The 25686-nt window shown below is 62.6% G+C and carries 25 protein-coding genes; 14 read left to right on the top strand and 11 right to left on the bottom strand.

The genetic code is table 11. From position 1 onward, the window contains the following. Positions 1-26: 26 nt before the first annotated feature. Positions 27-551 carry a redoxin family protein gene (locus tag C5N93_RS22310; RefSeq protein WP_242560962.1) on the bottom strand — a complete coding sequence of 175 codons (525 nt, stop codon included), beginning with the start codon at positions 549-551 and terminating at the stop codon, positions 27-29. Positions 552-683: 132 nt separating this feature from the next. Then, entirely contained in the window at positions 684-1331 is a 648-nt protein-coding gene (locus tag C5N93_RS22305) for a UDP-N-acetylmuramate--alanine ligase (RefSeq protein WP_242560961.1), read from the bottom strand. 140 nt (positions 1332-1471) lie between these two features. Here C5N93_RS22305 and mpl point away from each other — a divergent pair, with 140 nt between their 5' ends. The 7 genes from mpl (at position 1472) to mtgA (ending at position 9524) form a co-directional block, all read left to right on the top strand. Continuing rightward, positions 1472-2854 (top strand): UDP-N-acetylmuramate:L-alanyl-gamma-D-glutamyl-meso-diaminopimelate ligase, encoded by a 1383-nt coding sequence (mpl, locus tag C5N93_RS22300; RefSeq protein WP_242560960.1) that lies wholly within the window; start codon positions 1472-1474, stop codon positions 2852-2854. Between the two features lie 42 nt (positions 2855-2896). Further along, on the top strand, positions 2897-3508 hold the full coding sequence (locus tag C5N93_RS22295; protein ID WP_242560959.1) for a YqiA/YcfP family alpha/beta fold hydrolase: 612 nt from the start codon (positions 2897-2899) through the stop codon (positions 3506-3508). 77 nt (positions 3509-3585) lie between these two features. Next, positions 3586-5778, top strand: a complete 2193-nt coding sequence (locus C5N93_RS22290) for an RNB domain-containing ribonuclease (RefSeq protein WP_242560958.1) — start codon at positions 3586-3588, stop codon at positions 5776-5778. Next, positions 5772-6731, top strand: a complete 960-nt coding sequence (locus C5N93_RS22285; RefSeq protein WP_242560957.1) for an energy transducer TonB — start codon at positions 5772-5774, stop codon at positions 6729-6731. The genes C5N93_RS22290 and C5N93_RS22285 overlap by 7 nt, the downstream gene beginning before the upstream one ends. Before the next feature lie 163 nt (positions 6732-6894). Further along, positions 6895-7791 (top strand): lipid A hydroxylase LpxO, encoded by an 897-nt coding sequence (gene lpxO / locus C5N93_RS22280; protein WP_242560956.1) that lies wholly within the window; start codon positions 6895-6897, stop codon positions 7789-7791. A gap of 104 nt (positions 7792-7895) precedes the next feature. After that, entirely contained in the window at positions 7896-8756 is an 861-nt protein-coding gene (gene aroE / locus C5N93_RS22275; protein WP_242560955.1) for a shikimate dehydrogenase, read from the top strand. A 9-nt stretch (positions 8757-8765) separates the two neighbouring features. Then, positions 8766-9524: a monofunctional biosynthetic peptidoglycan transglycosylase gene (gene mtgA, locus C5N93_RS22270; protein ID WP_150719916.1), complete on the top strand. Its 759-nt coding sequence runs from the start codon at positions 8766-8768 to the stop codon at positions 9522-9524. On the opposite strand, the gene C5N93_RS22265 is transcribed toward mtgA, so the two are convergent. After that, complete coding sequence (locus C5N93_RS22265) at positions 9525-10400, bottom strand: mechanosensitive ion channel domain-containing protein (RefSeq protein WP_242560954.1); 876 nt, start codon at positions 10398-10400, stop codon at positions 9525-9527. A gap of 367 nt (positions 10401-10767) precedes the next feature. Between C5N93_RS22265 and corA the strand changes: the two genes are divergently transcribed. Both corA and pyrF read left to right on the top strand, forming a co-directional pair. After that, positions 10768-11730: a magnesium/cobalt transporter CorA gene (gene corA, locus C5N93_RS22260; RefSeq protein ID WP_150719914.1), complete on the top strand. Its 963-nt coding sequence runs from the start codon at positions 10768-10770 to the stop codon at positions 11728-11730. A 203-nt stretch (positions 11731-11933) separates the two neighbouring features. Beyond that, entirely contained in the window at positions 11934-12746 is an 813-nt protein-coding gene (gene pyrF, locus C5N93_RS22255) for an orotidine-5'-phosphate decarboxylase (protein WP_242560953.1), read from the top strand. Positions 12747-12962: 216 nt separating this feature from the next. Here the strand turns inward: pyrF and C5N93_RS22250 are convergent, their stop codons facing one another. The 3 genes from C5N93_RS22250 to thiL all read right to left on the bottom strand — a co-directional run bounded on the left by C5N93_RS22250 (position 12963) and on the right by thiL (position 15158). Further along, positions 12963-13466, bottom strand: coding sequence for a CinA family protein (locus tag C5N93_RS22250; RefSeq protein WP_069340990.1), 504 nt, complete (start codon positions 13464-13466; stop codon positions 12963-12965). A 169-nt stretch (positions 13467-13635) separates the two neighbouring features. Then, the gene (locus C5N93_RS22245; RefSeq protein WP_150719912.1) at positions 13636-14157 is read right to left on the bottom strand and encodes a phosphatidylglycerophosphatase A; all 522 of its coding nucleotides are present in this window, start codon (positions 14155-14157) and stop codon (positions 13636-13638) included. Further along, positions 14154-15158 carry a thiamine-phosphate kinase gene (thiL, locus tag C5N93_RS22240; RefSeq protein WP_242560991.1) on the bottom strand — a complete coding sequence of 335 codons (1005 nt, stop codon included), beginning with the start codon at positions 15156-15158 and terminating at the stop codon, positions 14154-14156. The genes C5N93_RS22245 and thiL overlap by 4 nt, the downstream gene beginning before the upstream one ends. 348 nt (positions 15159-15506) lie before the next feature. Here thiL and C5N93_RS22235 point away from each other — a divergent pair, with 348 nt between their 5' ends. From C5N93_RS22235 to C5N93_RS22225, 3 genes are all read left to right on the top strand, one after another. Beyond that, entirely contained in the window at positions 15507-17810 is a 2304-nt protein-coding gene (locus tag C5N93_RS22235) for an NADP-dependent malic enzyme (RefSeq protein ID WP_242560952.1), read from the top strand. 303 nt (positions 17811-18113) lie between these two features. Continuing rightward, on the top strand, positions 18114-18509 hold the full coding sequence (locus C5N93_RS22230) for a ribonuclease (protein WP_083253663.1): 396 nt from the start codon (positions 18114-18116) through the stop codon (positions 18507-18509). A gap of 7 nt (positions 18510-18516) precedes the next feature. Next, a complete protein-coding gene (locus tag C5N93_RS22225) occupies positions 18517-19065 on the top strand; it encodes a barstar family protein (protein WP_069340993.1) in 549 nt (182 codons plus the stop codon). A 181-nt stretch (positions 19066-19246) separates the two neighbouring features. Here the strand turns inward: C5N93_RS22225 and C5N93_RS22220 are convergent, their stop codons facing one another. The 4 genes from C5N93_RS22220 to C5N93_RS22205 form a co-directional block, all read right to left on the bottom strand. Continuing rightward, on the bottom strand, positions 19247-19879 hold the full coding sequence (locus C5N93_RS22220) for a YidB family protein (RefSeq protein WP_150719909.1): 633 nt from the start codon (positions 19877-19879) through the stop codon (positions 19247-19249). A 49-nt stretch (positions 19880-19928) separates the two neighbouring features. Then, complete coding sequence (locus C5N93_RS22215) at positions 19929-20666, bottom strand: 16S rRNA (uracil(1498)-N(3))-methyltransferase (RefSeq protein ID WP_242560951.1); 738 nt, start codon at positions 20664-20666, stop codon at positions 19929-19931. Positions 20667-20754: 88 nt separating this feature from the next. Further along, positions 20755-21177 carry a glyoxalase/bleomycin resistance/extradiol dioxygenase family protein gene (locus C5N93_RS22210; protein WP_069340996.1) on the bottom strand — a complete coding sequence of 141 codons (423 nt, stop codon included), beginning with the start codon at positions 21175-21177 and terminating at the stop codon, positions 20755-20757. A 143-nt stretch (positions 21178-21320) separates the two neighbouring features. Beyond that, positions 21321-22274, bottom strand: a complete 954-nt coding sequence (locus tag C5N93_RS22205; RefSeq protein ID WP_242560950.1) for a polyamine aminopropyltransferase — start codon at positions 22272-22274, stop codon at positions 21321-21323. A 197-nt stretch (positions 22275-22471) separates the two neighbouring features. Between C5N93_RS22205 and tkt the strand changes: the two genes are divergently transcribed. Both tkt and gap read left to right on the top strand, forming a co-directional pair. Continuing rightward, positions 22472-24484 (top strand): transketolase, encoded by a 2013-nt coding sequence (gene tkt / locus C5N93_RS22200; RefSeq protein ID WP_242560949.1) that lies wholly within the window; start codon positions 22472-22474, stop codon positions 24482-24484. Between the two features lie 28 nt (positions 24485-24512). Beyond that, positions 24513-25523, top strand: coding sequence for a type I glyceraldehyde-3-phosphate dehydrogenase (gap, locus tag C5N93_RS22195; RefSeq protein ID WP_044457102.1), 1011 nt, complete (start codon positions 24513-24515; stop codon positions 25521-25523). A 52-nt stretch (positions 25524-25575) separates the two neighbouring features. Here gap and C5N93_RS22190 read toward each other — a convergent pair. Further along, positions 25576-25686 (bottom strand): integrase core domain-containing protein (locus tag C5N93_RS22190; RefSeq protein WP_242558265.1); only part of this gene is annotated, 111 nt, incomplete at its 5' end.

The raw sequence follows: 25686 nt of genomic DNA, 5'->3' as shown, positions 1-25686 counted from the left end.
GGGAACCCTCGATTCCCGCAGTAGGGTCAGATCAGCGGTTTGAGGGCGCTGCGCACCTCGTCCGACGTGATGCGGCCCAGCTTTTCATAGTGCATACGGCCTTGCGGGTCGATCACCACGGTGAACGGCAGGGCGCCCGCCTTGTTGCCTAATGCACGGGCGAGATCCGTGCCTGCATAACCTGCCACGAGCAACGGATAGTCGACTTTCACCTTTTGCTCGAAGGCGATCATGTTCTGTGCCGTATCGATGCCGATGCCGATGAATTGAACGTTTTTCCCGCTGAATTCGGTCGATAACGCCTGCAAATCGGGCATTTCCTCGACGCAGGGGCCACACCACGGCGCCCAGAAGTTGACGACCAGCGTCTTGCCCTTCCATTGCGAGACGGCCTGGTCGTTACCTCTCAGGTCGGGCAGGCGTGTGGCGAGCAGTTGAGCGACGGCGGCGTCAGAGGCATCGGGCGTCGGCTGGTTTCGATGGCCGAGCCAGAAACCGGCTGCCAATCCCGCGAGCGCCAGAATCACCAGAATAACAATGCGTTTTGCCATGATGAGCGAGGGGCCGGAGGTTCCGGACTAGACAGTAAACGAAAGACGAAGGGTAATTGCGAAGAATTAGTGGCGATTTTGCCGCGATTCGGTCGTTAATGTGCGGTGATCACGCTGTTATCGGCCCGAAGGTCAGTGACTTTGGGCGGCCTCGGACTCTGCGATCAGCGCACGCAGGCCGTCTGCGTCGATCCGTACCGGACGCCCGTTGCCGTCGGACGCCTTGAGCGCGCCGCGCATGTCATCCATGGAGTACAGCGACAGATGCACGCCGGCCGGTTCGCCCGCCTGACGACGCTCGCGCCACAGGAAGCTCAGCGTCTCGACCATCCCCCGGCCATTGAAGTGGCGGCTTTCGGACACGTCGTAATCGATTCCTCTATTGAGTAGATCGATCGCGACATCCTTCGGGTTATCGCAAAAAGCCTGCAAATAGATGTCGGATAGCGCCGTGGCGGTGCCGTTGTAGACCGCGCCGGTAATGTACGGCCGATAGCGGGCCAGCTCCGTCATGACCGTGAGGGCGACCTGACGCAGGTGCGCCAGCTCGGCCGGCTGCGTGTCGGAGAGGAACGTCTGCACGTATTCCCGGACTTCCGCTTCGATCTGGTCGTTATCCGGCAGCAATTCCCCGGCAATGCGCGTCTCACCCGTGACCTGCTTGGCCGCTTTGCGTTTGGCACTCGCGTAGTCGGCCCCCTCCTCGGCGATGAGGCGGGCAGCCGCCAGGGCGATTTCTTCGCGCAGGCGTTGGGCGTCGGTCCAGGATTTGCGTGTCATGCGGACGATGATACCCGAAAGGCATTGCCGTTCGCGCCGCAGGTACAATGGAGGCCTTGGCGTTCGGCACTTCGCTGGCACTCCCTTGGCACTCCCATTTCCCGCACGGGTTCGGCCCGTTCTCACCACGCTCCCCATCCATGCATATTCATATTCTTGGCATCTGCGGCACGTTCATGGGCGGTCTGGCGGTCCTCGCCCGTCAGGCCGGTCACACCGTCACGGGTTGCGATGCCAATGTCTATCCGCCGATGAGCACGCAGCTCGAGGCGCAGGGCATTCGTCTGATCGAAGGTTTCGACGCCGATCAGGTGTCCCTGGAGCCCGACCTGTTCGTCATCGGTAACGTCGTGTCGCGCGGCAACCCGCTGATGGAAGAGATCCTGAATCGGAATCTGCCCTACACGTCGGGCCCGCAATGGCTCGGCGAGCATGTGCTGTCGAAGAAGTGGGTGTTGGCGGTGGCCGGCACGCATGGCAAGACGACCACGACGTCGATGCTGACCTGGATTCTCGAAGACGCGGGTTACAACCCCGGATTCCTCGTGGGCGGCGTGCCGATGAACTTCGGCATCTCGGCGCGGCTGACCGACAGCGATTTCTTCGTCATTGAAGCCGACGAGTACGACACGGCGTTCTTCGACAAGCGCTCCAAGTTTGTCCATTACCACCCGCGCACGGCCATCCTGAACAACCTGGAATTCGATCACGCCGACATCTTCCCGGATCTGGCGGCCATCGAGACGCAATTCCACCATCTGGTGCGTACGGTGCCGGGGCAAGGCCGTCTGATCGTCAACGGTCGGGAGCCGGCGCTCGACCGTGTGCTGGCCCGTGGCTGCTGGAGCGAGGTCGAGCGTTTCGGCGTGGCGGACGGCTGGCACGTGTCGCAAGCCAACGAGACGCTGGCGCCGGGGCAGGAAGCCTTCTGGGTTCATCAGGGTCCGAAGGCGGCCGGTGAGGTGAAGTGGTCGCTTCAGGGCGAGCACAACCGGATGAACGCGCTGGCGGCACTGGCTGCCGCCCGTCATGTGGGGGTGCCGACGGAGCAGGGCGCGGCGTCGCTGGGCAAGTTCCAGAACGTGAAGCGCCGCATGGAAGTGCGGGGCGAAGCCAATGGGGTGACGGTCTACGACGATTTCGCCCATCACCCGACCGCCATCCTGACCACGCTCGCCGGCCTGCGCCGCCGGGCGGGCAACGCACGCATTCTGGCCGTGCTGGAGCCGCGTTCGAACACGATGAAGCTGGGCGTGATGAAGGCACAGTTGCCGGCGAGTCTGGCCGATGCCGATCTGGTGTTCGGCTACGGCGCGCCGTCCGGCAAAGATGCCCTCGGCTGGAATCTGGCGGAAGCCCTCGCCCCGCTGGGCGCGCGAGCACAGGCGTTCAGCGATATCGACGGACTGGTGCGTGCGGTCACGGCGGCGGCACAACCGGGCGACCAGATCGTGGTGATGAGCAACGGCGGCTTCGGCGGCATTCATCAGAAATTGCTCGACGCGCTTGCCGCGCGAGTCTGAGCGGGCCGTCGCATTCACCGAATGGATTTTCCCGGGACTCACATGATTCTCTATCTGCACGGCTTCCGTTCGTCGCCGCGATCATTCAAGGCGCAGTTGATGGCCGCCCGCATGCACCGGCTCGGCCTCGGCCACGCCTGGGCGTGCCCGCAACTGCCGCCGTCACCGCTTGCGGCCGTCGTCGATGCCCAACGCCTGCTCGCGGGGGTGGCGCCCGATGCGCTGACCATTGTGGGAAGCTCGCTGGGCGGTTACTACGCGACGTATCTGGCGGAGAAGCTTGGATGCCGGGCCGTATTGCTCAATCCGGCAACGCGCCCGTACGACGACCTCGGCAAGTGGCTCGGCGAGCAGCCGATGTGGCACGGCGGCGGCTCCATCGTCGTCGAGCCCCGTCATCTGGATGAACTGCGCATGATCGACGTGGCGCAGATCACGCGTCCCGAGCGCTATTACCTGGTGGCTGCGACCGGCGACCAGACGCTCGACTATCGCGACATGCTGGCGAAGTACCCCGGGGCGAAGCTCACGCTGATTGAGGGCAGCGACCACGGGATTTCCGATTTCGCCAACTATATGGACGACGTGCTGCGCTTTGCCGGCATCGACGTACCGTCTTCCCCAGGCGCAGCAAGCCCGTCCGCGGGCGAATAACGCGTTTGCCCGTTCTGCTCTAAACCGCCGTACATTGGCGGGCTACAATATCGCCTATTGCGATCGATGGCTGTTTCATGAACATTTTTTTTGAGGAATCCGGCGGCTTCAAGGCTGGCACGGTGTTGTCGCAGCAGGGCGAGTCGTATCAGGTGGAACTGCCTGGCGGGCGTCGCAGCAAGATCAAGGGACGCGATGTCCTGTTGCGTTTCGAGTCGCCCACGCCTGCCGAGCTGATCGCGCAGGCGCAGGCCGCAGCACAGGACATCGACATGAGTTTCCTGTGGGAATGCGCGCCGGCCGACGAATTTCCGTTTCCCGTGCTTGCCACCGAATATTTCGGTGAAGGCGCGAGCGTTGCCCAGCAGGCCGGTCTGGCGCTGGCGTTGCAGGCGTCGCCCATCTATTTCCGCCGCAAGGGCCGTGGTCAGTACCAGCGTGCTGCGCAGGAGCAACTGGAAGCCGCGCTCGCCGGGCTGGCGCGCAAGCAGCAGCAGGCCGAGTTGCAGGCGTCCTATGCCGATCAGATGATTGCGGGTGAATTGCCGGACGCCCTCAAGGGCAAGGAATTGCAGTTGCTGTTCCGTCCCGACAAGAACGCCATCGAATGGAAGGCGCTCGACGCCGCCGCCATCGCGCTGGGCAAGACCCATGCCGAGGTGATGCTCGCGTGCGGCGGTATCGCGTCACCGCGCGCCTATCACGAGGCCGCGTTCCTCTACGAACACTTCCCGCGCGGTACCGGTTTCCCCGATCTCGGGCCGACGCCTTTGCCGGCCGACGATCTGCCGATCGCCGACGTTCAGGCGTTCTCCATCGACGATTCGACGACGACGGAAATCGACGACGCCCTCTCGGTGCAACTGCTCCCCGACGGGCTGCTGCGCGTGGGCATCCACATTGCAGCCCCGGCGCTGGGGATCACGCGTGGCGACCCCATCGACGAGATCGCGCGCGTGCGACTGTCGACGGTGTACTCGCCCGGCGAGAAGATCACGATGCTGCCCGACTCGGTGGTCGAAGCCTATACGCTCGCCGAAGGGGGCGCGCGTCCGGCGCTGTCGCTGTACGTCGTGGTCAAGGCCGACACGTATGAAATCGTGACGACCGAGACGCGTGCCGAACGTGTGCCGATCTCGGCGAACCTGCGTCACAACGAACTCGACGCGATCATTACCGCCGAGGCGCTGGCCGACGGCAGCGGCGAATATCCGCACAAGGATGAGCTGCGACTGCTGTGGCCGTTCGCGCAGTCGCTGTACGACAAGCGTCAGGCCGCGCGCGTGGGCTATGGCCTGCGTCCGGAAACGCAGAACAAGACCGACTTCAATTTCTACGTCGACGGCGAACATGTGACGATCAAGCAGCGTCTGCGCGGCGCACCGCTCGATCTGATCGTTGCCGAAATGGCGATTCTCGCGAACAGCCGCTGGGGTCGCCTGCTAGCCGAATGCGGCGTGCCGGGCATCTATCGTGCACAGCGTGCGTATGGCGTGAATCGTACGCGCATGCAGACGTCGCCTGCGCCGCATGAAGGCCTCGGTGTCGAGCAGTATGCGTGGAGCACGTCGCCGCTGCGTCGATACGTCGACTTGGTCAATCAGTGGCAATTGATCGCCTGTGTACGTCACGGCGTGACGGCAAAGCTCGCGGCGCCTTTCAAACCGAAAGACGCCGATCTGTATGCCACCGTGTCGAGCTTCGAAGCGGCGTACGCAGCATACGGCGAGCATCAGAGCCGCATGGAGCGCTACTGGTGCATGCGCTGGCTGATTCAGGAGAACAAGTCGCAAGTGCAGGCGAGCGTGCTCAAGGGCGATACGGTTCGTCTGAACGACATTCCGCTCACGCTGATCGTGCCGGGACTGGGGCTGCACGCACGGGGTACGCAGATCATGCTCGACGTGCTCTCATTCGACGTAGTCACGCTCAGCATTTCGGTGCGTATCGCGCAAGTGCTCGGCGCTGTGCCGTCCGCGCTTGCCGACGACGATGACGAAGGCGACGGCGGTGCGGGCGACGGTGGTGAAGGTGGTGAGGGCGGTGAAGGTAACGACGGCGCCAATGGTGCTGAAGGGACTCCCGATGGCACTGAAGGCGCCGACGGCACGCAAGGCGACGTGAGCGCTCAGGCTGACGTGGAGTCGGCGGCGGCCGACGATGCGCCGCAGGCTTCGTCGTCCGCCAATGCTACCGATAGCACTTCGCCGATGGCGGCTGCATTGATGGCGGCGGGTGCGCACGACGCGTCGGCCAGCCCCGCGTGCTGAAACCCGCACTTCCTTCGGGCAATCTGGTCGCGGCGCGTCGCCGCGGCTGGTCGCTCATGCGCGAGCATCCGCTGGCCACCGGCCTGATCTTCTCGGCGGTGGTGCATCTGCTCGCGCTGGCCGTGCATTTCGTGGCTCCCGCCAGTTTCCGTTTGCATAGCGCGGATACGCCGCTCGAAGTCGTGCTCGTCAACGCGAAGTCAGCCAATGCGCCGGACAAGGCGACCGCGCTCGCGCAGGCCAACCTCGTGGGCGGTGGCGAGCATGACGGTGAGCGCGCGACGTCGCCGCTAACCTCGCGTTCGGTCGATCGCGATGGGGCGCCCATCGCGCAAATGCAGCGCAACGTGAGCGATCTGGAGGCTACGCAGGAGAAGCTGCTCTCGCAGCTTCGCAGCCAATACGCGGCCACGCCGGAGGCGCAACGCAACCGGACCGATTCGCCGCAGCGCGGGCAGGGTCTTGACGACCAGACCGTCGACCAGCAGATCGCGCGCTTGCAGGCGGAAATCGACAAACAGTTGCGGGCTTATCAGACGCGCCCCAAACGCGGGCAGGTCACCGCGAATACGCGAGAAGTGGCTTACGCGCGTTACTTCGACACCTTGCGTCATCGCATCGAACGATACGGTACCGAGCATTTTCCGCAGATCGGCAACGATCGCCTGTACGGTGAGCTGATCGTCACGCTTAACGTCAATCAACGTGGCGGACTCGGGTATCACAAGGATGGCTGGAACGTTGTCGGCGTGGAGGTCACGCGCAGTTCCGGCAATCGTGATCTGGATCGTCGCGCGGTTGCCATCGTGCAGGCGAGCGCGCCGTTCGGCGATTTCTCGCCAGAAATGAAGCAGCGATACGACATTCTCGAAATCGTCACGCGCATGACGTTCACGCGTCAGGGCGTCCAGGCGCAAACGCTTGCCGCACCGGCGAGCGGCGCAGCGCAGTGAGCCTTCGCCGACACCGATAGACGGTGTCGCGTCAACGGCGAGTGACACCACCCTCGCGTTACCTTTTCACGACGCCGGATATCGCGTTACCTTGGGACCTGCCCAGTAAAACTTTCCAAACATTTCTATAATTGCTGGGTTTTCCTGAACTGGAAAGTCCGCCATGAAATGGATCATCCTGGCGATCATTGCTGCTTGCGCTGTGTACGTGCATTTCCGCGGTAAGGTCCGCCACAAATTCTTCCGTCAGCTCTCTGACCACTCCACGTTTTTGTCACCGCTGAACGTGTTCATGTACGCGTTCTCTCGCGTACCGACGACACCCTATCTGAAGACCGACAATTTTCCCGAGCTCGAACCGTTGCGTCAGAACTGGGAAGTCATTCGTGCCGAAGCGGTGACGCTGCTTGAGGCGAGCCGCATCAAGGCATCCGACAAGTACAACGACGTTGGCTTCAATTCGTTTTTCAAAAGCGGCTGGAAGCGCTTCTATCTCAAGTGGTATGACGATGCGCATCCGTCCGCCAACGACCTCTGCCCGGTGACGACCCGCCTCGTGAGCCAGATCCCCACGATCAAGGCCGCCATGTTCGCCGAGTTGCCGCATGGCAGCCGTCTGGTGCGTCACCGCGATCCGTATGCCGGGTCGTTGCGCTATCACCTTGGGCTGGTCACGCCGAACGACGATCGTTGCTACATCGACGTGGACGGCCAGCGATACAGCTGGCGCGACGGCGAGGGCGTGGTGTTCGACGAGACGTATATCCATTACGCCGAGAACCAGAGCGGTCAGAACCGTATCATTCTGTTTTGCGACGTGGAGCGTCCGATGAAGTATCGCTGGTCACAGGCGATCAACCATTGGTTCGGACGTCATCTGGTCGGCGCCGCCGCCTCGCCGAACGATGCGGGCGACCGAACCGGCGGGCTGAACAAGGCTTTCAAGTATATTTACTCGATCCGCATCGTCGGCAAACGCCTCAAGGCGTGGAACCGGCACGTGTACTATGCGGTGAAATGGGCTTTGTTCGGGGGTATCCTGCTGTGGATACTATGGTGACCGGCGCCCGCTGAATCACGGCCCAACGCCTGACTTTGCTGCATGACATCACGGCGCCTGAGCGAAAGCCAGGCGCCGCGTCTTTGAAAACGATGACAAACCAAATGCCTGCCGGGGACTTGCCCGCCGATCGCTACGCCGTGATCGGCCATCCAGTCGAACATAGCCAATCGCCGTTCATCCACGCGGAATTCGCGCGCGAGACGGCGCAGCGCCTCACTTATGAGCGCTTGCTCGCGCCTCTCGACGCGTTCGCTGCAACGGTGCGTACGTTCATCGAACACGGTGCGCGCGGCGCCAACGTGACCGTCCCCTTCAAACTCGAAGCGCACGCGCTGGCAGATCGGCTCACCGAGCGTGCCCAGGCGGCCGGCGCGGTCAACACGCTGGTGTTCGATGCGGATGGGATTACCGGCGACAACACCGACGGTGTCGGGCTGGTGCGCGACATCGAAGGCCCGCTTGGCGTGTCGCTGGCGGGGCGTCGTGTGCTGTTGCTCGGTGCGGGGGGCGCATCGCGCGGTGCGATGCTGCCGCTGATCGAAGCGAAGCCGGCGGCGCTGTTCATCGCGAACCGCACGGCCTCGCGTGCCGACGAACTCGTCGGCCGTTTCACCGATGCGGCCAAACGCCAGGCGGTGTCGCTCGCCGGCGGTGGCTGGGATGCGGTTCCGGGCAGTTTCGACGTCGTCATCAACGCGACGGCAGGCAGTCTCCAGGGAGACGTCCCGCCGTTGCCCGCCGGCACTTATGCCGCCGGGGCGCTGGCGTACGACATGATGTATGGCGCACAGCCGACGGTATTCATGACGCACGCGCTGTCAGCAGGTGCCGATCGCGCGGCGGATGGCCTGGGCATGCTCGTCGAGCAGGCGGCGGAAGCGTTTGCCGTGTGGCGCGGTGTGCGTCCGTCGACCGACGTCGTGCGCGCCGCGTTGCGCGCCCGGCTCGCGGCAAAAGGCTGATTCGCGCCGATGGCCGCGCAACGACGCACGTCGCACACGCCGCGCACGAAAGGCTCGGGCCGCAAGCGTGCCTGGGGACCGTGGCAATGGACGGGTTACGTCATTACGTTGCTGATTGTCGGCGTGCTCGCGACGCAGCTCTACTATTTCCTGCAAATCGGCTGGTGGGTGCGCTTCAATCCGCAGTCGACGGCGTTCATGCGGGCGGCGCAAACGCGTTTGCGCGAGACCGATCCCAATGCCACGCTCAAGCATCAATGGGTGCCGTACGACCAGATCTCGCGCAATCTGAAACGCGCGATCATCGCCAGCGAAGACGCGAATTTCGTCAATCACGACGGTTACGAAATCGACGCAATGCTCGGCGCGTGGGAGAAGAATCAGAAGAAGGGACGTATCGTGGCGGGCGGCTCCACGCTCTCGCAGCAACTCGCCAAGAACCTGTTCCTCTCGAGCGAGAAGAGTTATCTGCGCAAGGCTGAAGAATTCACCATCACCTGGATGCTCGAATTCTGGATGGACAAGCAGCGGATCTTCGAGATCTATCTCAACTCGGTGGAGTGGGGCGAGGGCGTCTTCGGCGCTGAAGCCGCCGCGCGCTACTACTACGGCATTCCTGCATCGAAGCTCTCGCCGTGGCAGGCGGCGCGGCTGGCGGTGATGCTGCCGCGTCCGCGCTACTTCGATACCCACCGCAATTCGCCGTACCTCGCGCAGCGCGCCGGGGTGATCGCGCGCCGCATGGGGGCGGCGGAGTTGCCGCAGTGATCAGTGTCGCGGTTGGGCCGAGTCCGGGATCGTCTGCGTCGGCACCTGCATGACGGTGCGTGTCGGATAGGGCAACGAGCAACCGACGCCCTCGACTGTCTCCTTCACGTTACGTTGCAGGTCCCAGTACAGCCCCCAGTAATTGCCGAGCAGCGACCACACGCGAACGTTGACGATGACGGCGCTATCGCTCACCTGCTTGACCATGATTTCCGGCGCTGGCGTGCTGAGCACGCGGTCGTCGTCGGTCACGTGCTCGCGCAGGGCGCTCATTGCGGCGTCGAGATCATCGTCGAGCGCAATGCCGACGGTGATTTCCATGCGACGCGTGGCGTTGCGACTGTAGTTCGTGATCGGTTGACCCCAGATCTGATTGTTCGGTACGCAGACGTAGATGCCGTCGGCGTTCGTCAGCGTCGTCGTGAACAGGCCGATCTCTTCCACGGTACCCGCGACAGCCGACCCCGCCGTCACGTAGTCGCCATTGCGAAACGGACGCAGCACCAGCAGCATTGTGCCGGCCGCGATGTTTTGCAGTGTGCCTTGCAAGGCGAGCCCGATGGCAAGACCGGCCGCGCCGAGTACCGCAATGATGCTCGCCGTCTGCACACCGAACTGCGCGAGCACGGCAATGATCGTGATGATGCGCACCGACCACAGCACCACCGACTCGATGAGCGGCTTGAGCGTGGCATCGAAGTGCTGCGAACGACTGAGGGTCTTGTGGACGAAGCGTGACAACCGTTTGGCAATCCAGAAGCCGACCAGCAGAATCAGCACGGCTTGCACGAACGAAAGGCCGTAGTGAACCGCGTTGGCGGCGAGGAAGCCAGTGACGGCGTCGAAGGATGTAAGCGGGGCAGTGACTTCCGCCATTGTTCAATTCTCCCTGTCGCGTGACGTCCCGGTACAAGAAAGTGCCGGCGCGCACGTCGATGAATGCATCAGCAGAAAAACGCAGATTCGGGGAGCGCGATGAAGCGCACTCACCCGGACGTCGATATCAAAATTGACGCAAAGTGCGTAGATTGGTTCGCCCAGCTTGCCATCGTTTCCGCGCGAAACCGACAGATTCAACGGTTTTAGGAATATTCCTACGAACGATTCCGGTACCGACCGACACGGGCGGCACCGGGGGCTGCGGAAATGTCGTAGCGCGCGATGGTGGCAGATGTGCCGCCATTGGCGTGACTGTGGCGCGGCTGCTACACTTGGCGTCGCCTTGTAGCAGGGAGAACCTCGTTTGATCAATGCCTTCGTCATCCATCACGGCCGCCTGCAACAGGTGACTTGTGACCATCCCAGTGATCTGGCCAGCGTTACGCCGGTCTGGGTCGATCTTCACAGCGAATCCGAAGAGGAACGCCGCTGGGTCGAAGAGGCCTACAAGGTCAAACTGCCCTCACGTGACGAAGTGACGGATATCGAGGCGTCGGCGCGTTATTACGAAGACGACGACGGCGTGCTTCACATTCGCACGGACTTCCTGCTCGACGACGAAGAGCAATCGCGCAACGTGCCGGTCGCGTTCGTGGTGGTCAAGGACCTGTTGATTTCCGTGCACGACGAAGACCTGCCGGTCTTCCGTCTGGTGCGTATGCGCGCCCGGATTCGTCCGGGTTCCGTGCGCGACGCGATGGACGTACTGCTCGATCTCTATTCCACCGACGCCGAATACTCGGCGGATTCGCTCGAAAGCGTTTATGCCGCGCTCGAAGAGGTCAGCAAAAGCGTGCTCGGCAAGAACCTCACCGATGCCGATGCCGCCAAGGCGCTCGAGAGCATTGCCGCGCAGGAAGACTTGAACGGGCGCATCCGGCGTAACGTCATGGATACGCGCCGCGCGGTGTCGTTCCTCATGCGGGCGCGAATGCTCAAGGACGAGCAGTATCAGGAAGGCAAGCAGATCATGCGAGATATCGAGTCGCTCGATAATCACACCGCCTATCTGTTCGACAAGATCAACTTCCTGATGGATGCGACCATCGGTTTCATCAACATCAATCAGAACAAGATCATCAAGATTTTTTCGGTGGCCGCCGTGGCGTTCCTGCCGCCGACGCTCATCGCCAGTATTTACGGCATGAACTTCCGGATGATGCCGGAACTGTCGTGGGAAGCCGGTTATCCGTTTGCGATCGGGCTGATGATCCTCTCGGCGATTGCGCCGTTCCTGTACTTCCGTCATCGCGGCTGGCTCGATTGACCGTCGCGGGCGCGTGACATCGTTCGGTACGCCGCGTGTCGGAAAGATGTCGTCTTCGGCGTCGCTTCGGACGTGAAACCGTTGGTGTGATGCATCGCAATAACGACAGCGCAGGGCCGGGGCGCCAAGCAGGTAAAATGGCGGCCTTGCCCGAAACATCCTCCGTCGGATTACCTCCGTCGGAATCCCGCCGGAACCTCGTCATGACATTCACCCAAGTTCTCAACGCCGCCTGGACGCGCAACAACTCGCTGCTGTGCGTGGGCCTCGACCCCGAGCCGTCGCGCATTCCCGCGCATCTTCAAGGCAAGCCGGACGCGATTTTCGAGTTCTGCCGCCAGATCGTGGACGCCACCGCGCCCTACGCCAGTGCCTTCAAGCCGCAGATCGCCTATTTCGCGGCGCATCGCGCCGAAGACCAGCTCGAACAACTGATTGCGCACATCCACGCCGATCATCCGGGACTGCCGGTGATTCTGGACGCCAAGCGTGGCGACATCGGCAGCACCGCCGAGCAATATGCGCGTGAGGCATTCGAGCGCTATCGTGCCGACGCCGTGACGGTGAACCCATACATGGGCTTCGACTCGCTGGAGCCGTATCTGGCCCATGCGGATAAGGGCGTGATCGTGCTGTGCCGTACGTCGAATCCCGGCGGCAGCGACCTCCAGTTTCTCGACGTTGACGGCAAGCCGTTGTATCAGACGGTCGCGCGACTGGCGGCGGGACCGTGGAACACGAGCGGTCAGATCGGGCTCGTGGTCGGCGCGACTTTCCCGGCGGAAATCGCGACCGTGCGCAGCATCGTGGGCGATATGCCGTTGCTGATTCCGGGTGTCGGTGCCCAGGGTGGCGATGTCGAGGCAACGGTCAAGGCGGGTCGTACCGCCAATGGCACTGGCATGATGATCAACTCGTCGCGCGCCATCATCTACGCGGGCCGTGACGAGAACTTCGCACAGGCCGCAGCCGAAGCTGCCCAGAAAACGCGTGACAGCATCAACGCTTATCGCTGATTCCGGCGCCGGACGTCGGCGTCACCGTGTGACAAAAAGACAGCGCCTCGCGGCTTCGCAGGTGCTGTTTTTTTATGGGCGGGCAAGATGCCGTGTGCCGTCGTTCACGCGCTGTCCGTTAGCGTTGCCGGATGAGCGACAGCGTGATGTGACGTCCGGGGCCAGTTTCGCCACGTCGTAGCGGCAACACACGCGATACCCGGCGAGCGAGCGTAATTACGCTTCCGCTTTATCGAGCAATTCAATGACGCCACGCAGGGCGTATTGCGCTGCCTGACTGCGGACCTGGGTGCGATCGCCCTTGAAGTGCTTCGTCTCGACGATGGTCGTCACACGGTTGCTCCATCCGAAGCAGACCATGCCCACGGGTTTGTCGGCGGTGCCGCCACCCGGGCCGGCCACGCCCGTGATCGACAGAGAGATTTGCGCGCGACTGTTGAGCAGGGCGCCTTCTGCCATGGCACGCGCGACGGGCTCGCTCACCGCGCCGTGCTTTTCGATCAGCTCGGACGGCACGCCGATCATCTCGGTCTTGGCCTGATTCGAGTACGTCACGAAGCCGCGTTCGAACCAGTTGCTGCTGCCGGAAATATCGGTGATTGCCGCGGCGACAAGGCCGCCGGTGCACGATTCGGCCGTCGTCAGCAGCAGACGTTCATCGCGCAAACGATTGCCGACTTTCACCGACAGTTGGGCCAGAAGATTTTGTTCGGAGACCACGGGACGACGCCTTCAAGAAGTCTATGCAACGAATACGAGCCAGGTACGACGCACGCCAGCGAACTTCGGGGCGCCGAGCATCGGCGCACTACCGTGCAGGGCGCTTGCCGCAACGCGACGACGAATCAGGTCGACACCATCAGATCGGGAGTGTCGCGCTGTCCGGCGATCAGATCGAACGCCAGAGCGCAATCACGAGTAACGTACAGAACGCAGCGACGAGGTCGTCGAGCATGATGCCGAGTCCACCCTTGACCGTGCGGTCGAAGTAGCTGATCGGCGGCGGCTTGACGGCGTCGAAGAAACGGAACAGCACGAACGCGACGAGTTGGCCGACGAAGCTCGACGGCGTAATGAGCAGCAGCACGATCCAGAACGCGACGATTTCATCCCACACGACTGCGCTCGGATCCTGAACGCCGAGCTTGCGTGCCGTAAAGCTGCAAATCCAGATGCCGCCGAGGATGGACGCTGCAATCAGCACGGCCCAGCCTGTGACAGTCAGATACAGGTTGAGCACCAGATACGACGCCCAGCCGAATAACGTTCCCACCGTACCCGGCGCAAACGCCGACAGACCCGTGCCGAAGCCGAGCGAAAACAGATGTGCGGGGTGCGACAGCAGGAAACGCGAGTTCGGCCGGCGCGGGCCGCTGCCCGGATTGACGGCGGCCGTTTGATCAGTGCTCATTGGAAATGGTCGAAACTTTTGAAGTCGGCAGCGACGCTCGCGCCAGTATTGTCATGGAGATGCAGCATCGTGTGGCGCGCGTCGGGAAGCGCTATTGTACCGATACGCGTGACCCGTATGCCGAGTTCGTTGCCGATCGCCTCGATCCGCGCGCGCTGCGAGGGATCGGCACAGAAGCAAAGCTGGTAATCGTCTCCGCCCGCGAGCGTGCACAGTCGTTGAATTCCGCTCGGTTGTGCAGCGAGCAATGCGGATCGGGGCAACGCGTCGACATCGATGCGTGCGCTCATCGTCGAGCGCTCGAGAATATGACCGAGATCGCCGATCAGACCGTCGGAGATATCGAGTGCAGCCCGCGCCACGCCACGCAGCGCGAGACCCAGAGCGATTTGCGGTTCGGGCACATCCATCGCGCGGCGTGCCAGCGCGAGATCGCTTTCGGATAGGGGCCACTCATCGCGTAACGCACCGAGCGCGAGCCGCGCATCTCCCAACGTTCCCGAGATCCAGATGTCGTCGCCGGGGCGCGCCGCGTCACGGCGCAACGCCTGCGCGCCGGGCACGCTGCCAAAGACCGTCACGCAGAGATTGCGTGGCCCACGGGTGGTATCTCCCCCGATCAGCGGGCAAGCATAGCGGTCGGCGAGTTCGGCGAGACCTTGCGCGAAAGGGCCGAGCCAGGCCGGATCGCTGTCGGGTAATGCGAGCGCCAGCGTGAATCCGAGCGGCCGCGCACCCATGGCCGCCAGATCCGAGAGATTGACGGCAAGGGTCTTGTGGCCGAGTGTTTGCGGGTCGACATCGGCGAGAAAGTGTCGGCCTTCCACCAGCATGTCCGTCGAAATCGCCAACTGCTCTCCGGCAGGAGGACGCAACAGCGCGCAATCGTCGCCGATGCCGAGCGTGACGTGCTCGCCCTGTCGCGTCGCCCGGGCGAAGAAGCGATCGATCAGCGAGAACTCGGACAGTGATGACGAAGCGGTCGGGGAGGTCGTGGTCATGAGCAACGAGAGGCGGTGGGCGAAGCAGCCGGTGGTGCCACGCAAACCCCTATTCTAAGAGGCCGCTGCGGCTTTCCCAAGCAGGCATAGCGGTTTGTTCGCGGTTTTCAGGCAGCGTCTCATGCCGTATTCGGACAACACCTGAGCCGTAACGCATCTGTTGTCTGAAAATGGCGGCGATGGTGCAATGCAGCGTTGAATTCACGCTGATTTTTCGCCACTATCGGCATGGAATTGCTTCAGTGCGGGTGTGACCCTTATCCGTTTTTTGCATAAATCACGTGAATAAATAGGGCTACAATTCGCACTGAAATTTTGATCTCTCCTGTTCGCCAAGAGCTTCCCCTCATGCCCACGCCGATCGACCCGAAACTGCGCGAAGCTGCGCTCGAGTATCACGAACATCCCACCCCCGGCAAAATCGCGATCGCGCCGACCAAGCAGTTGCTGAACCAGCGCGATCTGGCGCTGGCGTACTCGCCGGGCGTTGCTGCCGCGTGTGAGGAAATCGTCATTGATCCGCTCAATGCGTCGCGTTACACGGCGCGGGGCAATCTGGTCGGTGTGATCACGAACGGCACCGCCGTGCTTGGGCTGGGTGACATCGGTCCGCTGGCTTCCAAGCCGGTGATGGAAGGCAAGGGCGTGCTGTTCAAGAAGTTCGCCAATATCGACGTTTTCGATATCGAAATCGCCGAGAAGGACCCGGAGAAGCTCGTCGACATCATCGCGGCGCTTGAGCCGACGTTCGGTGCCATCAATCTGGAAGACATCAAGGCGCCCGAGTGCTTCATCGTGGAGCGCAAGCTGCGCGAGCGCATGAAGATTCCGGTCTTCCACGATGATCAGCACGGCACGGCCATCGTGGTGGCGGCAGCGCTCATCAACGGCCTGAAGGTGGTCGACAAGGATCTCGCTTCGGTGAAGGTGGTGACGTCCGGTGCCGGCGCGGCTGCACTGGCGTGTCTGGACCTGCTCGTGGACATGGGGCTGCCCATCGAGAACATCTGGGTGACGGACCTGGCGGGTGTGGTGTATGAGGGCCGTACCGAATTGATGGACCCGGAGAAGATTCGCTTTTCGCAAAAGACGGATGCGCGCGGTCTGGCCGAAGTAATCGGTGGCGCCGATGTGTTCCTCGGACTGTCGGCTGCCGGCGTGCTCAAGCCGGAAATGGTCAAGACGATGGCCGACAAGCCGCTGATCTTCGCACTGGCCAACCCGAATCCGGAAATCACGCCGGAACTCGCGAAAGAAGTGCGCCCGGATTGCGTGATGGCGACCGGTCGAACGGACTATCCGAACCAGGTCAACAACGTTCTCTGCTTCCCGTTCATCTTCCGTGGCGCCATCGATGTGGGTGCGACCACGATCACGCGTTCGATGGAGATCGCCGCCGTGAACGCGCTGGCGGAGCTGGCGCGTCAGGAGCAGAGCGATATCGTGGCTTCGGCGTACGGCATCAAGAATCTGTCGTTCGGCCCGGAATATCTGATTCCGAAGCCCTTCGATCCGCGTCTGCTGGTCAAGGTGGCCACGGCAGTGGCCGAAGCGGCGATGGCGGCAGGCGTCGCCACGCGCCCGCTCGCGGACATCGACACCTATTCGCAGTCGCTCCAGCAATTCGTGTATCACAGCGGCGGTCTGATGAAGCCGCTGTTCTCGGTGGCGCGTAGCGTTCCTGCCGACAGGAAGCGCATTGCCTTCGCCGAAGGGGAAGAGGAGCGCGTGCTGCGCGCCGTTCAGGTCCTCGTGGACGAACGCGTCGCGACGCCGGTGCTGGTGGGTCGCCCTGCCGTGATCGAGCATCGTATCCAGCAATACGGCCTGCGTCTGACGCCGGGGGTGGACTTCACCGTCGTCAACCCGGAGCACGATGAGCGCTATCGCGATTACTGGGAGACCTATCACCGTCTGACGAATCGCAAGGGCGTGACGGCGTCGTATGCACGCGTCGAAATGCGTCGCCGTACGACGCTGATCGCCGCCATGCTGGTGAGCAAAGGGGAAGCGGACGGCATGATTTGCGGCACGGTGTCGACACCGGGCCGTCACCTGCACTTCATCGATCGCGTGATCGGCAAGCGAGACGGCGGGAATGTCTACGGCGCAATGAACGCGCTGGTGCTGCCGAATCGTCAGATCTTCCTGGTCGACACGCACATCAACCAGGATCCGACGGCAGAGCAACTGGCGGAAATCACGCTGATGGCTGCCGAAGAGATTCGCCGTTTCGGCATTCAGCCGAAGGTCGCGCTGCTGTCACACTCGAACTTCGGTACGAGCGATGCCAATTGCGCCCGCAAGATGCGCGAAACGTTGGCAATCCTGCAAGAACGTGCGCCGGATCTGGAAGTTGACGGTGAAATGCACGGCGACTGCGCGCTGGACCCGGAATTGCGTGCACGCATCATGCCGGATTCGACGCTGACGGGTGCGGCCAATCTGTTGGTCATGCCGAACATCGACGCTGCCAACATCGCCTATAACCTGCTCAAGACGGCCGCCGGTAATAACGTGGCGATCGGGCCGATTCTGCTGGGAGCCGCCAAGCCGGTACATATCCTGACGGAGTCTGCAACGGTGCGTCGCATCATCAACATGGCGGCACTCGTCGTGGCTGATGCGGCAGCGCAACAACAAGGTCTGTGATCGGGTTGGTGCGGTGACGGATTTGGTGCCGTTTCGCGCACGTTAGCCGACGAAGTAAACAAAACGCCGCCCTGAAACGGGCGGCGTTTTGTTATTTCAGTGACGCTTTTTGTGCATCGTATATTTCCATGTGGGCACTTACTGTCGTGAAAAAGCGTGTGCTATCGTGAATTCTCGCAGACCTTTGGTTGCAAAATGTAAGCTGGCATTGATTCTCGCGACCAATAGCGATAACCTTACGGCTTCACCCACCAGAACGGGCCTGCAGCGCAAGACCGCGCCGGGCGACAGCTAGCTATGACAATGGCACGTTGGCTTCACCGGAGCATCGTGGCACTGACTGCGGCGGGTAGTGTCTTTCTGGGGGCCAATGCTGTGGCGCGTGAAACCGCGCCATACGTCACGGATCAAACGGCGACGGTCTCCGTTGCCGAGTTGCCTCGCGAAGCGCAGCGTACGCTGTCGCTGATTGCCCAGGGCGGGCCGTTTCCCTATGCCAAGGATGGCATCACGTTCGGAAACTACGAAAAGCGTCTGCCCAAAATGCCGCGTGGCTATTACCATGAATATACGGTGCCGACTCCCGGTGCCCGCAATAGAGGTGCCAGGCGCATCATCTGTGGGGGTAACCAACGCATGGTCGAGCCGTGTTACTACACCCAAGACCACTACAACAGCTTTAGACGCATAAGGGAATGACAGCAGTATGAGTGAGCCGGTTTTCGCACAAGAACACGGGAAAGATCTTATGGCAGATCCATTCGGTGCGGGCGATGGCAACTTGTTCAAGCAGGTGCTGGGCCTGCATGCTGTTGCGCGGGCCGGCCATCGCCGTAGCCTATCGGAAGAGGGAGATATGAGTCTTTTCCAGGCCGTGAGGCCGAATATCGTGCAGTCGATCCGCGCATTCCGCGTGGCGGACCTGGCGGCGGAGGCAGAGCGACTCGGGCAACACTTCCTGTACGCCAACTGTGCGAATGCACAAAGCAAGGCCGAAGTGCTGGACACCATCGCATCGTCGTTCCTGTTCCCGAAACACTTCGGGAAGAACTTCGACGCCTTGCGCGATTGTCTGACTGATCTCGTGTCTCACTGTGGTCCGCAACCCGGATTCGTCGTGGTGCTTGAGGGACTGCCGGTCGTGACAAAGTTTGACAAGGACGGGCGCGAGACGCTGCTCGACGTGTTCCGCGATGCCGCTGAGTTCTGGGGCGAGCGGCGCGTGACCTTCCGCGTTTTTTATTCGTTTGCCTGATCTGTGTCTGAATCAGGTATCTGAATTGCATCGAGCGTGAGGTTGACGATGCAGGCGTGATCGCGGCGCCGATTGTTGGCGAGTTCTTGTATTTGCGTATTGCCCGATAGCTGTTCATGAAAAAAGGTCCGCATTGCGGACCTTTTTTGTTTTTCGCCAGCCGACTGAGGACCGACTGCGATTAACCGTTGTGCCCGCCGCCGAGGAACTGCTGCGCCAGCGAGGCCAGATCGAATTGCCCTTGCGGTACCGAGCCGTTCGGCGTGAGGTGGTTGACCACCTGCGGCAAGAGGGCCGACAGCTCCTGCGCGGCTTCGCTCTCGGAGACACCGGCCGTGCTGGCGAGCTGTTGCAACTGACCGCCCGGGCCGAGCGCCTGTGTGACCTGATCCGGGCTGACGGCCTGATTGTTGCCGGTGCCGATCCACGAATTCACGGCCTCGCCGAGACCCCCCTGATTGAGAATTTGCGTCAGTCCGCCCAGACCGCCAAGCGAACCGATCAGGTCGCCGGGCGACGTCGCGGGCGCGCCAGCCCCTGCGGCCGGGGCTTGTGCGCCGCCGAGCAACCCGCCGAGCAGGCCGCCAAGGCCGCCGGCCCCCGCTGCGGCACCGCCACCGCCCAGCATGCCACCGAGGGCGCCGCCGAGCGAGCCGAGCAGACCGCCGCCTTCGCCCTCTTGTCCCTGGGCGTTACCCGAACGGCTGGCGATCATCGCCAGCAAGCCCATCAGGAGCAAGGTCTTCGTGTTGAAACCGCCACCACCGGCCTGATTGCCGGACCCACCACCGAGAATGCTGTCCAGGATACCCATGACGATTGCTCCTTTAGGCTTGTGAGGCCATTTTCTCGATCATCGATGCTTACCAACCGCCCCAGCGAGCGGCCAACGCAGCGAGCACGGCAATGCCCGCCGTTTCGGTGCGAAGGATGCGTTCGCCCAGACGGATTGCCGTGAATCCGCGCTGTCGTGCGAGCGCTTCCTCCTGCGGTGCCAGCCCGCCTTCCGGGCCGAAGAGCAACACGCCGGGCTGAGACGGCGCTTCCAGCGAAAGCGAATTGAATCCGCTGTCTGCTCGAGGTGACAATAGCACACGCCATACGTCACTCCTGGTGACGTCCTCATCGCCCAGCCATGCCCCGATGGGGCGAATCGGCAGCACGCGCGGCACGCGGTTTCGTCCGCATTGCTCGCATGCCGCTTGCACGAGCGCTTGCCAGTGCGCAACGCGCTTTGCTGCACGTTCCCCGTCCAGGCGAATCACCGAGCGCTCCGTCGCCAGCGGCTGAATTTCCGTCACCCCCAGCTCGATAGCCTTCTCGATCAGCCAGTCCATCTTGTCGCCGCCCGCGATGCCTTGGGCCAGCGTAATGCGGTAGGGCGGCTCGGCTTCGCGAGTGTCGTGCTCGCCGAGCTGTGCGGTCGCGTGACGTTTTTCCAGTGTGCTCAGCACTGCCGGATATTCTCCGCCCGTACCGTCGAATAGCGTGAGGGAATCGCCAGTCTTCAGGCGCAACACCTGAACGTGACGAACGACGGACTCGGGAAGATCGAGAAGGGCGCCGGCATGCAGTGGCGCATCGATAAAAAAGCGAGGCATTCGGAGAGGGCGGACGAAAGATGACCGGAGGGATGACGCTGGGGACAGAAGCATACCCCAACGCACGCGGGACACACGCCTGGCGTGGTCAGCTTCGTGGCGCGACCGGTCTGGCGAATCCCCAACGGTAGCCGTCGGGATCTTCCAGTTGGCAGAAGCGATCCCCCCAGAACTGGTCGCTGGGCGGCATCAAGCCTTTGGCGCCGGCGGCCGTTGCGCGGGCGTACAGGGCATCGACGTCTTCCGTGTACACATAGAAGCTCTGCGGCGCTTCGACGCCCGAGGTGCGTGGCGTGCGAGCGGTCGTCGCAAAGGCTCCTTCGGGGGCGAACATCAGGATCAGTTGGCCCTGATAGAACATTTCGACGTGCATGACGGCGCCATCGTCGTCCACCATGTCGTGTACCGCGAAGCCGAACGCCTGCTCATAGAACGTGGCCGATGCTCTGGCGTCGCGCACGGTCAGATAGGGGGTCAGCCACGGCACATGGGATGGGCGGGGGTCGGACATGACGGTGCTCCGTTGAGTTCGCCGGTGGTGAGGATCGAAGGGGGGGCGGCGAGTCGTCGTGACAAGTTCTCAATATACAAGGAACACGTGGACGGTTCACCTCCGTCGCGATTCCGGCGCGGGCGCGCGAATGCGTCATGACGTTAGCGGGACCGGGGCGCCAACGGCGTGATATCGCCGAAGATGCCGCGCAGTTCCGGGGATATGTCGAATAACGCGGCATGGCGCGATGGTGAGTAGTGCCGCAACCCGTCCAGCGTAGGCGGCAACGCGAGGGACGTCAACGCATCGAAGTCATGGGTATCGAGCGTGTCGCTTGCGAGCGCAAGCGCCCATTGCGTACCGTAGAGCGGCACGTAGGTCGTCATCGGCGAGACATGGCGGAACACCGAGTGCAGCGCATCGAGCATGCGGCGCACTTGCGCTGCCTCGAACCACGGGGCGCCAAGTTGCAAGGCGATGCCGCCGCGGGGTGCGAGCAGCGCGCGGATTTTGCCGAAAAAAGGCGCATCGTGCAGCGACGCCGCGTCGCCGTCCGCCTCCGTCAGATCGAAGATGATCGCGTCGAACCGGTCACCTTTCGCGAGGGCCGCTTCGACGAGATCCCGCGCGTCGCCGATGACGAGCGTCGTGCGCGCATCGTCGAACGCGCCGCCGGGCAGCGACGGCATGTATTGCAGGACGACGGCGGGGACCTGCGGGTCCAGCTCGGCGACGACGACCTCCCTCACGGTGGCATGCCGCAGGGCTTCGCGCGCCGAGCCGCCATCTCCGCCGCCAAGGATCAGCACGCGTTGCGCGTGGCCGTGCGCGAGCAACAACGGGTGCACCATGCATTCATGGCAAATGTGCGCGTCGGCCAGTGACGCCATGAAACGACCATCCAGCCGATACGCCCGGCCAAGGTCGCCGAACGCGGGCAGATCGACGATCTCGATGTGCTGATGTGCCGAGGTCGTGGCGTAGACGGTACGCGCGGCGAACGCATAGCGAGCCCACGCGCCGAGCGGCGCCCAGGCTGGCGTGTCGTCAGCGGGTGTCAGGGGCGGTGTTTCCTGTCCGGATTCATGCGCGGGGTTGGGGGTTTTTGCGGTCATTGGCGAGGCAACTTCCTCTAATTTGTGCCGATCACATCACTTCTTCGCATGATTCCACGTTCCCGTCGACTGAGGAAGTTCGCCGTTACCGACCCGGGCGATGGTCGATTCTGGTAAAATCTCGGTCTTTTCCTGCATTTGAATTTCGCGCGGCGGCTCGCGGCAACGGGGCACGCCCGCTCTTCCGGCTGGTCACCATGACGAACTCCTCTCCTGCTACGGCTGCGCTGATGGCTTCCGCCATCCGCGTCCTCTCCATGGACGCGGTCCAACAGGCCAACTCCGGTCACCCTGGCGCGCCGATGGGCATGGCCGATATCGCGGTCGCTCTCTGGGGCCGCCATCTCAAGCACAATCCCGTGAACCCGCACTGGGCCGATCGCGACCGCTTCGTGCTGTCGAACGGTCACGGCTCGATGCTCATCTACTCGTTGCTGCATCTGACGGGTTACGACCTGCCGATCGAAGAGCTCAAGCACTTCCGTCAACTGCACAGCAAGACGCCGGGTCACCCCGAAGTGGGTATCACCCCGGGCGTCGAGACGACCACGGGCCCGCTGGGTCAGGGCATTACCAACGCCGTCGGTTTCGCACTCGCCGAAGCGTTGCTCGCCAAGGAATTCAACCGCCCGGGCAACGACATCGTCGACCACTATACGTATGCATTCCTCGGCGACGGTTGTCTGATGGAAGGTATTTCGCACGAAGCCTGTTCGCTGGCGGGCACGCTGCGTCTGAACAAGCTGATCGCGCTGTACGACGACAACGGTATCTCGATCGACGGTGACGTCGAGTACTGGTTCGCCGACGATACCCCGAAGCGTTTCGAAGCCTATGGCTGGAACGTGATCCGCGGTATCGATGGTCATGACGTCGACGCCATCGACGCCGCCATCGCGCAAGCCAAGACGTCGGATCGTCCGACGCTGATCTGCTGCAAGACGCTGATCGGCAAGGGCGCACCGAACAAGCAAGGCGGTCATGACGTGCACGGTGCTCCGCTGGGCGCTGACGAAATCGCTGCGACGCGCGCTGCGCTGGGCTGGAATCTGCCGCCGTTCGAAGTGCCGGCCGATGTCTACGCTGCATGGGACGCCAAGGCTGCCGGTCAACAGGCTGAAGCTGGCTGGAACGAGCGTTTTGCCGCGTATCGCAGCCAGTTCCCGGCCGAAGCTGCCGAGTTCGAGCGCCGTATGAAGGGTGAATTGCCGGGCGACTTCAAGTCGGCCGCCGCCGCCCTCATCGCCAAGACCAACGAGAAGGCCGAGACGGTCGCTACGCGTAAAGCGTCGCAACTGGCCATCGAAGGGCTCGCCGCCGTGCTGCCGGAATTCCTGGGCGGCTCGGCCGACCTGACCGGCTCGAACCTCACGAACTGGAAGGCCAGCAAGGCCGTGCGCGCCAACGCAGAGGGCGTGCAGTTCGGCAATCACATCAACTACGGTGTGCGCGAGTTCGGCATGAGCGCCATCATGAACGGCATTGCGCTGCACGGTGGTTACATCCCGTTCGGCGGCACGTTCCTGACGTTCTCCGACTACAGCCGCAACGCGCTGCGCATGGCGGCGCTCATGAAGCTGCGTTCGATCTTCGTGTTCACGCACGATTCGATCGGTCTGGGCGAAGATGGCCCGACGCACCAGTCGATCGAGCACGTCTCGAGCCTGCGCCTGATTCCGCAAATGGACCTGTGGCGTCCATGCGATACGACCGAGACGGCTGCCGCCTGGGTGGCTGCGGTCGAGCGTCACGACGGTCCGTCGAGTCTGGTGCTCAGCCGTCAGAACCTGCCGTTCGTCTCGCGCAGCGATGCGCAGATCGCTGACATCCGCCGTGGCGGTTATGTGCTGCGCGACGTGGCCAATCCGAAGATCGTGCTGATCGCGACCGGTTCGGAAATGGATCTGGCGCTCAAGGGCGCCGAAGCACTGGCCGCCGAGGGTATTGCCGCGCGTGTCGTGTCCATGCCGTCGACCAACGTGTTCGATCGTCAGGACAAGGCCTACCGCGAGAGCGTGCTGCCGCGCGGCGTGCCGCGTGTGGCCGTCGAAGCCGGTGTGACGGCGTTCTGGCACAAGTACGTCGGCCTGGAAGGCGGCGTGGTCGGCATCGACACCTTTGGCGAGTCGGCCCCGGCCGGCGTGCTGTTCAAACACTTCGGCTTCACCGTCGACCACGTGGTCGCGACGGTCAAGTCCGTGCTTGGCTGATTTCGTTAGACCTTACGGAGATACCCCCATGACCATTCGCGTCGCTATTAACGGCTACGGCCGTATCGGCCGCAACGTACTGCGTGCCCACTACGAAGGCGGTAAGAAGCACGACATCGAAATCGTCGCCATCAACGATCTCGGCAACGCACAGACGAACGCCCACCTGACGCAATACGACACGGCGCACGGCAAGTTCCCGGGCACCGTGACGGTCGACGGCGACTACATGGTCGTCAACGGCGACAAGATTCGCGTGCTGGCCAACCGCAACCCGGCAGAACTGCCGTGGGGCGAACTGGGCGTGGACGTCGTGCTCGAGTGCACGGGCTTCTTCACCACGAAGGAAAAGGCCAGCGCTCACCTGAAGGGCGGCGCGAAGAAGGTCATCATCTCGGCCCCGGGCGGCAAGGATGTGGACGCAACGGTCGTGTTCGGCGTGAACGAAGGCGTGCTCAAGTCGACCGACACGGTCATCTCGAACGCTTCGTGCACCACGAACTGCCTGGCACCGCTGGTCAAGCCGCTGCACGACAAGATCGGTCTGGAAACGGGCCTGATGACGACCGTTCACGCTTACACGAACGACCAGGTGCTGACGGACGTCTATCACGAAGACCTCCGCCGTGCCCGTTCGGCCACGATGAGCATGATCCCGACGAAGACGGGTGCTGCTTCGGCCGTCGGTCTGGTGCTGCCGGAACTCAATGGCAAGCTGGATGGCTACGCGATCCGCGTCCCGACGATCAACGTGTCGATCGTCGACCTGTCGTTCATCGCCAAGCGCGACACGACGGTGGACGAAGTCAACGCGATCCTGAAGGAAGCTGCCGAAGGCTCGCTGAAGGCGATCGCCACGTACAACACGGCACCGCTGGTGTCCGTCGACTTCAACCACAACCCGGCATCGTCGAACTTCGACGGCACCCTGACGAAGGTCTCGGGGCGCCTGGTGAAGGTGAGCTCGTGGTACGACAACGAGTGGGGCTTCTCGAACCGCATGCTCGACACGACCGTCGCGCTGATGGCTGCGAAGTAAGCCGCTGTTGCTTGTCTGTCAAGTCCTGAAATAGGTTGACAGAAAAAGTCATTCAAAACGCCCGATGCACCGCATCGGGCGTTTTGTATTTCAGGGCCGCATGAGGTCGTTCGTGATTGTAGATGTGCACGGACTGTCTCACCATTTTGACGGCTTGCTTGAG

It is taken from the genome of Pandoraea sp. LA3 (assembly GCF_022696215.1).
In the GTDB taxonomy this organism is placed as follows: Bacteria; Pseudomonadota; Gammaproteobacteria; order Burkholderiales; family Burkholderiaceae; genus Pandoraea; species Pandoraea capi.
The sequence above is the reverse complement of the archived record's forward strand: the minus strand, read 5'-3'. Positions and strand labels throughout refer to the sequence as shown.

Bases quoted from the DNA above. Each gene is read 5' to 3' on its own strand.
- C5N93_RS22235 (WP_242560952.1), top strand. From the start codon at position 15,507: ATGCCCACGCCGATCGACCCGAAACTGCGCGAAGCTGCGCTCGAGTAT.
- C5N93_RS22225 (WP_069340993.1), top strand. From the start codon at position 18,517: ATGAGTGAGCCGGTTTTCGCACAAGAACACGGGAAAGATCTTATGGCA.
- pyrF (WP_242560953.1), top strand. From the start codon at position 11,934: ATGACATTCACCCAAGTTCTCAACGCCGCCTGGACGCGCAACAACTCG.
- C5N93_RS22205 (WP_242560950.1), bottom strand. From the start codon at position 22,274: ATGACCGCAAAAACCCCCAACCCCGCGCATGAATCCGGACAGGAAACA.
- C5N93_RS22295 (WP_242560959.1), top strand. From the start codon at position 2,897: ATGATTCTCTATCTGCACGGCTTCCGTTCGTCGCCGCGATCATTCAAG.
- C5N93_RS22215 (WP_242560951.1), bottom strand. From the start codon at position 20,666: ATGCCTCGCTTTTTTATCGATGCGCCACTGCATGCCGGCGCCCTTCTC.
- C5N93_RS22265 (WP_242560954.1), bottom strand. From the start codon at position 10,400: ATGGCGGAAGTCACTGCCCCGCTTACATCCTTCGACGCCGTCACTGGC.
- lpxO (WP_242560956.1), top strand. From the start codon at position 6,895: ATGAAATGGATCATCCTGGCGATCATTGCTGCTTGCGCTGTGTACGTG.
- tkt (WP_242560949.1), top strand. From the start codon at position 22,472: ATGACGAACTCCTCTCCTGCTACGGCTGCGCTGATGGCTTCCGCCATC.
- C5N93_RS22310 (WP_242560962.1), bottom strand. From the start codon at position 551: ATGGCAAAACGCATTGTTATTCTGGTGATTCTGGCGCTCGCGGGATTG.
- aroE (WP_242560955.1), top strand. From the start codon at position 7,896: ATGCCTGCCGGGGACTTGCCCGCCGATCGCTACGCCGTGATCGGCCAT.
- C5N93_RS22210 (WP_069340996.1), bottom strand. From the start codon at position 21,177: ATGTCCGACCCCCGCCCATCCCATGTGCCGTGGCTGACCCCCTATCTG.
- C5N93_RS22290 (WP_242560958.1), top strand. From the start codon at position 3,586: ATGAACATTTTTTTTGAGGAATCCGGCGGCTTCAAGGCTGGCACGGTG.
- C5N93_RS22220 (WP_150719909.1), bottom strand. From the start codon at position 19,879: ATGGGTATCCTGGACAGCATTCTCGGTGGTGGGTCCGGCAATCAGGCC.
- gap (WP_044457102.1), top strand. From the start codon at position 24,513: ATGACCATTCGCGTCGCTATTAACGGCTACGGCCGTATCGGCCGCAAC.
- C5N93_RS22230 (WP_083253663.1), top strand. From the start codon at position 18,114: ATGGCACGTTGGCTTCACCGGAGCATCGTGGCACTGACTGCGGCGGGT.
- C5N93_RS22305 (WP_242560961.1), bottom strand. From the start codon at position 1,331: ATGACACGCAAATCCTGGACCGACGCCCAACGCCTGCGCGAAGAAATC.
- mpl (WP_242560960.1), top strand. From the start codon at position 1,472: ATGCATATTCATATTCTTGGCATCTGCGGCACGTTCATGGGCGGTCTG.
- mtgA (WP_150719916.1), top strand. From the start codon at position 8,766: ATGGCCGCGCAACGACGCACGTCGCACACGCCGCGCACGAAAGGCTCG.
- thiL (WP_242560991.1), bottom strand. From the start codon at position 15,158: ATGACCACGACCTCCCCGACCGCTTCGTCATCACTGTCCGAGTTCTCG.
- C5N93_RS22245 (WP_150719912.1), bottom strand. From the start codon at position 14,157: ATGAGCACTGATCAAACGGCCGCCGTCAATCCGGGCAGCGGCCCGCGC.